At 71.4% G+C, this 6,000-nt stretch carries 7 protein-coding genes; 2 read left to right on the forward strand and 5 right to left on the reverse strand.

Going from position 1 to position 6,000, the window contains the following annotated elements:
• Positions 1–26: 26 nt before the first annotated feature.
• Positions 27–785, reverse strand: coding sequence for a lysophospholipid acyltransferase family protein (locus tag ACI2L1_RS20780; protein ID WP_404740802.1), 759 nt, complete (start codon positions 783–785; stop codon positions 27–29).
• Between the two features lie 144 nt (positions 786–929).
• Between ACI2L1_RS20780 and ACI2L1_RS20785 the strand changes: the two genes are divergently transcribed.
• Complete coding sequence (locus ACI2L1_RS20785; RefSeq protein ID WP_404740803.1) at positions 930–1,709, forward strand: alpha/beta hydrolase; 780 nt, start codon at positions 930–932, stop codon at positions 1,707–1,709.
• Positions 1,702–2,304, forward strand: a complete 603-nt coding sequence (locus tag ACI2L1_RS20790) for a hypothetical protein (RefSeq protein WP_404740804.1) — start codon at positions 1,702–1,704, stop codon at positions 2,302–2,304. Before ACI2L1_RS20785 ends, ACI2L1_RS20790 begins: the two co-directional genes overlap by 8 nt.
• Before the next feature lie 4 nt (positions 2,305–2,308).
• Here ACI2L1_RS20790 and ACI2L1_RS20795 read toward each other — a convergent pair whose 3' ends face one another.
• The 4 genes from ACI2L1_RS20795 to ACI2L1_RS20810 form a co-directional block, all read right to left on the reverse strand.
• Positions 2,309–3,016, reverse strand: coding sequence for an endonuclease/exonuclease/phosphatase family protein (locus tag ACI2L1_RS20795; RefSeq protein WP_404740805.1), 708 nt, complete (start codon positions 3,014–3,016; stop codon positions 2,309–2,311).
• A gap of 114 nt (positions 3,017–3,130) precedes the next feature.
• Positions 3,131–4,084: an ROK family glucokinase gene (locus ACI2L1_RS20800; RefSeq protein WP_404740806.1), complete on the reverse strand. Its 954-nt coding sequence runs from the start codon at positions 4,082–4,084 to the stop codon at positions 3,131–3,133.
• 67 nt (positions 4,085–4,151) lie between these two features.
• Entirely contained in the window at positions 4,152–4,637 is a 486-nt protein-coding gene (locus ACI2L1_RS20805) for a DUF5304 domain-containing protein (protein ID WP_404740807.1), read from the reverse strand.
• 57 nt (positions 4,638–4,694) lie between these two features.
• Complete coding sequence (locus ACI2L1_RS20810; RefSeq protein WP_404740808.1) at positions 4,695–5,888, reverse strand: ArsA family ATPase; 1,194 nt, start codon at positions 5,886–5,888, stop codon at positions 4,695–4,697.
• Positions 5,889–6,000 lie beyond the last annotated feature (112 nt).

Raw genomic sequence — 6,000 nt, forward strand, 5'->3', positions numbered from 1 at the left:
CGGCTCGACTGCCGTGTCCCAGGATCCTAGGACGCCGGCTGCTGGGGCTTGCCCTTGCCGGCCTTCGCGACAGCGGCCTTGGCCGCCTTCTCGGCCTTGGCCGCGTCCGAGATCTGCCGCTTGGCGGCGGTCGCGTAGATGTCGACGTACTCCTGGCCGGAGAGCTTCATGATCTCGTACATGACCTCGTCGGTCACCGCGCGCAGGACGAAACGGTCGTGCTCCATGCCCTGGTAGCGGCTGAAGTCCAGGGGCTCGCCGATGCGGATGCCCGGGCGCATCAGCTTGGGCATCACCTTGCCCGGCGGCTGGATCTTCTCGGTGTCGATCATGGCGACGGGGATGACCGGGGCGCCGCTGGCGAGCGCCACGCGCGCGAGGCCGCCCGGCTTGCCGCGGTAGAGGCGGCCGTCGGGCGAGCGGGTGCCCTCGGGGTAGATGCCGAACAGCTCGCCGCGTTCCAGGACGTCGAGGCCGCTCTTCACCGCCGCCTCCCCGGCACCGCGCGCGCCGGAGCGGTCCACCGGGAGCTGGCCGACGCCCTTGAAGAAGGCGGCCGTGAGGCGGCCCTTGACTCCGGGCGTCGTGAAGTACTCGGCCTTCGCGATGAAGGTGACCTTGCGGTCGAGGACCGCGGGCAGGAAGAAGGAGTCGGAGAACGACAGGTGGTTGCTCGCCAGGATGGCGGGGCCTTCGGCGGGAATGTTGTCGAGGCCTTCCACCCAGGGTCTGAAGGCGACCTTCAGCGGCCCTCCGATGGCGACCTTCATCGTGCCGTACAACAACCGACTGCCTCCTGTTTCCGTGGCTCAGACCTTAACCCGGGGACCTGGCAAACAGCCCGACGGCCCTGGTCGGTGTCAGTGCGGTCGCGTACGGTGAACCACACCTGGACTTGCTCACGCTTCTTTCATGAACAGGAGACCTAGGTGCCGGTCCTCCCCGGAGCCGAGCCGTTCCGCCATGAGGGCGGGGAGGCCGGTGTCCTTCTCTGCCACGGCTTCACCGGTTCCCCCCAGTCGCTGCGGCCCTGGGCCCAGCGCCTCGCCGAGCAGGGCCTCACGGTCTCGCTGCCGCTGCTGCCCGGGCACGGCACCCGCTGGCAGGACATGGCACTCACCGGCTGGCACGACTGGTACGCCGAGGTGGACCGTGAGCTGCGCGCCCTGAGCGAGCGCTGCACCTCCGTGTTCGTGGCGGGGCTTTCGATGGGCGGCACCCTGGCCCTCAGGCTGGCCGCCAAGCAGGGGGACGCGGTCAGTGGGGTCGTGGTCGTGAACCCGGCGAACCGTATGCACGGCCTCGCGCCGTACGCCCTTCCGGTGGCCCGTCACTTCGTCCGCACGGCCCCGGGGATCGCCAGCGACATCGCCAAGGAAGGCAGCGTCGAGCTGGGGTACGACAAGGTACCGCTGCACGCTGCGCACTCCCTGCGGACCTTCTTCCGGCAGGTCGACGGCGAACTGCCGCAGGTCACCCAGCCGCTGCTGGTGCTGCGCAGCGCCCAGGACCATGTGGTGCCGGCGGCCGACTCCGCGCGCGTGCTGAGCCGGGTGTCCTCGACGGACGTAACAGAGATCGTGCTGGAACAGAGCTACCACGTGGCGACGTTGGACCATGACGCGGAGCGGATTTTCGACGAGAGCCTCGCGTTCATCGGCCGGCTCACCACCGGCATCGGCAGTGAAGGGACGGCCGCCCGTGGCTGAGCACGACTCCGACCGTGAAGGCCGCGAGGGCCACGAGGGCCACGAGCCGGACGAGCAGGACGTCCCGTTCGACGAGGACGCCGCCTGGGCGGCCATCGTCGCCGGGTACGGCGAGGAGCCGTCGGACCCGCCGGGCACGAAGCCGTTCAAGTCGGTCGAGGATCTCGCGCTGCTTGAGACCGAGACGAACGACGAGCCGGCGGCCACGGAGAAGGCGGAGCCCAAGCCGAAGCAGGACGAGAAGCCGGCCAAGCCGCTGGGCGGTTCCGTCTCCTTCGCGCCCGGCGTCGGACCGCGCGACTACAGCGCGCCCGAACCGTCCGAGGAGGACTTCGCGGAGGACGACGAGGGGCACTTCGTGCCGCCGGAGCCGCCTCCGCTCCCGGCCGCCGACACCACCGCGAAGTTCGCGTGGCTGGGGGTGCTGGGCGGGCCGCTCGTGCTGCTGGTCTCGGTGCTGCTCGGCTGGGAGATGACGTGGTGGCTGGCCACGGTGGGGATCGGCGGGTTCCTGGGTGGTTTCGTCACGCTGGTGACGCGGATGCGGGCGGACGACGAGGACGACGGCGATCCCGGCCGGGGTGCCGTGGTCTAGTAGTTCAGTTCGCGGGGATGCCGAGTGTGGCCAGGACCGGCAGATGGTCGGTGGCCGCCCTCAGGTCGGTCTCGGTGACCCCGGGGAGGTCCGTGGGGACTCCGCAGCCGAGTACCTCGATGCCCTTCGTGGCGAAGATCGCGTCGATGCGCCGATGGGGTTCGGTGCGGGTCCAGGTGTGTTCCCCGCCGGTGGGGCTGGTCACCCAGCAGTCCTGGAGGTTGGCCGCGATGCGCTCGAAGGCGGAGCCGCCCGGGCGGTCGTTGAGGTCGCCGCCCGCGACGGCGTGGTCCACGCCCATGCCGGCGAGGCGGTCGAGGAGCGCGCCTGCCTGGTCGTAGCGCTCGTCCTTCTGCAACGACAGGTGACAGCTCAGTACGCCGAGCCTGGCCTCGCCGAGTCGTACGACGGCGGTGGCGAAGCCTCGGCGGTGCAGGCCGGGGGTGAGGGGGAGGAGGACGTCCTCGGTGCGTTCCACGGTGGCGCGGAGATGGCAGAGGATCGCGGGGCCCGCTGCGGTGCCGCCGCCGGTCAGGACGACCAGTCCTGAGGCCGATGCCAGCCTCGCGAGTTTCTTGCGCCAGCGGAAGAAGCGGGGGGCTTCTTGGATCAGTACGAGATCTGGTTCGCAGGCGCTGATGACTCGGGCGAGAGTGTCTGTGTCGTCGCGCATCGAGCGGATGTTGTAGCTCAGGACTTTGACCAGAACCATGTGGATCAACTTACGCCCAAGGGGGAGGGGTGCGGGGATCGTGTGCGACTACCGGTACGCCGTGGCTGGTCGCGCAGTTCCCCGCACCCCTGGGTAGATCCACCTCATGCCCGATTACATGATCGGGTCGGGTTCTCTCGCCAGGTCCGCCGCGCCCACCAGGCCTGCCTTGTTGCCCAGTTGGGCCGCGATGACGTCGGCGACCGGGCGCCAGTTGCCGCCCACCAGCCAGCGCTTGTAGGACTTGCGGATCGGGTCGAGGACCAGTTCGCCCTCGTCGGAGAGGCCGCCGCCGACGATGAACGCGGAGGGGTCGAAGAGGGAGGCGAGGTCGGCGAGGCCGGCGCCGGCCCAGCGGGCGAGCTCGCGGTAGGAGTCGACGGCGACCGGGTCACCCTGGCGGGCGGCCATGGAGATGTGCTTGCCCTCGATGCCGTCCGGGGAACCGTCGCCCAGGCCCAGCAGGATCTCGGCGTTCTCCGGGGTGGCGTTGGCGCGCTGCTTGGCGTACCTCACCAGGGCACGGCCGGAGGCGTACTGCTCCCAGCAGCCCTGCGAGCCGCAGCCGCACAGGAGGCCGTCCGGGACCATGCGGATGTGGCCGAACTCGGCCGCCACACCGAAGTGGCCGCGGCGCAGCTTGTTGCCGATGATGATGCCGCCGCCGAGGCCGGTGCCGAGCGTGATGCAGATGACGTTGCGGTGGCCCTTGCCGGCGCCGAACTTGTACTCGCCCCACGCGGCCGCGTTGGCGTCGTTCTCCACGACGACGGGGAGACCCACACGGGCCTCGACCTTCTCCTTCAGCGGCTCGTTGCGCCAGAGGATGTTGGGCGCGAAGTAGACCTCCGAGCGCTGGCGGTTGACGTAACCGGCGGCACCGATGCCCACGCCGACGATCTCGTGACCGGCGCGTGCGCCCTCCACCGCCGAGGCGATGGCGTCCACGATGCCCTCGGGCGTGCCCGGGGTCGGCACCTTGTGGGTCGAGAGGATGTTGCCTTCCTCATCGACCACGCCGGCCGCGATCTTCGTGCCGCCGATATCGACGCCGATGGTGAGTCCCATGAATCCCTCAGTTTCGGTCGAGCCCCGCTACGGCCAACCGTACCCGAGGCCCTGCCGTCAGGGGGTTTCAGTCCAGGTCGATGCGCTCGCCGGGGCCGGGGTCCTCGCCCCGGTCCCGCATCGTGTCGTCGCGGCGGCTCCAGCGCTGCTCCTGTGCCTGGACCGCGGAGCGGTACGCGGCGAGGAGTTCGCCGCCCGCGGCGGCGAGGTGGTCGAAGACGTCCGGGTTGCGCTCGATGACCGGCTCGACCGCGGCCTTGGCCTGCTGCACGACCTGCTTGACCACCTGCTGGGCGGCGGGCCCGGCGATGCCCCCGAGAAGCGGGGACTGCAGGCCGGACAACTTCTCGGCGACGTTGTCCACGAGCTTGCGCAGCTCTTCGGCGGCCGAGCCCGGGGGCGGGCCGTACTGGGTGCGACGGCGGGCCTTCTCCGCCGCGAGGTCCTCCGCGACCGCCGTCGCCCACGCGTCGGCGTCGGTCGCCCGTACCTCGTCCACGGCGTCCACGGTCTCGTGATCGTCGGCGTCGGACGGGGGGAGCTCTTCGCTCATGACGGACTCCTGACTACGGTTCGTCCCTACGACGTTACCCGAACGGCCGTACGCGGTTCACGGGGTGCGGGGCCACAGATCCGGGTCCGGCGCGAACCTGATCCGCAGCTCGCCCTCGCGCAGGGCGGCGCCGGCGACGGTGCAGCGGCGCAGGGCGGAGGGCAGCGGGACGATCCGCCGGAACTGGCCCGCGGTGACGACGAGTTCGTCGCCGCGCCGGATCAGGTCCAGCTCGTCGCGTATGGCGCCGGGCAGCGGGAGGTGCCACACCAGGACACCGTCCTCGGCGGTGGGGGTCCCCCCGCTCGAGCGAAGCCGAGAGTGGGGGAGATTCCTGACGGGCCACTCGACGGTGGAGGTCGTGTCGTTGACCTCGGGGACGGTGAGGGTGGTGAGGTCGTCGGTGCCGCGCGGGTCGTGGCCGAGGTGCGGGACCGCATGGACGTCGTACGACTCCTGCCACTCCTCCAGGGCCTTGCGCTGCTGGGCGACGAGTCCGGCGGGCCACTCCTCCGGTACGACGCGGTTGGCGACCAGGGTGTCGGGGCGCAGGCCGCGCAGGGCGAGGGCGAGGCCCGCGGACCGTACGGCGTCGGCGCCGGCCGGGCCGGGTTCGGCAACGAGCCGTACGACTGCCTGCCGGTCGGCGAGGACGGCCTCGACCGCGCCGAGTTCGGTGTCCCAGCGGGCGGCGGTCTCGTACAGCCACTCCGAGGGCATCGGGACGCCGGCGAGCCTTCCGAGGACGGGACGCAGGCCGGCGGCGGCCTGGCGCTCGGCCGGGAGGAGCCGGCGCAGGTACCGGCGCAGTTGCTCGGGGAGGGAGAGGAGGGCGAGGGCCTGCGGGGTCGGCGGGAGATCGACGACCAGCAGCTCGTGCGCTTCCGCCAGAGCCGCGTCGCGCAGGGCCCGGAGGAGGGTGAGCTCTTCGGCGCCGGGGAGAGGGGTGACCTCCTCGGGGTCCAGGCGGGAGGCACCGAGGAGGTCGAGCACGTTGGAGGCACGCTCCTGGAACCCGGCCAGATCGTCCCGGAAACCGGCGCTGGCGTCGGGGCGCCAGGCGGTGAGGGTGGGCGTGACCCGGGTGGGGGTCGCGCCGGTGGACACGCCGAGGACGGTGCCCAGGGTGTCCGTGCGGTCGGCGCTCAGCACCAGGGTGCGGGTGCCGTTGCCTGCGGCGCGTAGGGCGGTGGCGGCAGCGATGGTCGTACGGCCGCTGCCGCCGGGCCCGGTGATCAGGATGGTGCGCATAGGGGTGAACCGTAGTGGACGCTGCGGCTGCGGGCCGGTGGGGGCTGGTCGCGCAGTTCCCCGCGCCCCTGAGTGGGTGCAGTCACCGCATGCCCAGCTGTACCCACCTAGG

Source organism: Streptomyces sp. NPDC019531 (assembly GCF_044903305.1).
Taxonomy (GTDB): Bacteria; Actinomycetota; Actinomycetes; order Streptomycetales; family Streptomycetaceae; genus Streptomyces.

Excerpts from the sequence above, each read along its gene's own strand:
- ACI2L1_RS20795 (WP_404740805.1), bottom strand. The coding sequence starts at position 3,016 with ATGGTTCTGGTCAAAGTCCTGAGCTACAACATCCGCTCGATGCGCGAC.
- ACI2L1_RS20800 (WP_404740806.1), bottom strand. The coding sequence starts at position 4,084 with ATGGGACTCACCATCGGCGTCGATATCGGCGGCACGAAGATCGCGGCC.
- ACI2L1_RS20805 (WP_404740807.1), bottom strand. The coding sequence starts at position 4,637 with ATGAGCGAAGAGCTCCCCCCGTCCGACGCCGACGATCACGAGACCGTG.
- ACI2L1_RS20810 (WP_404740808.1), bottom strand. The coding sequence starts at position 5,888 with ATGCGCACCATCCTGATCACCGGGCCCGGCGGCAGCGGCCGTACGACC.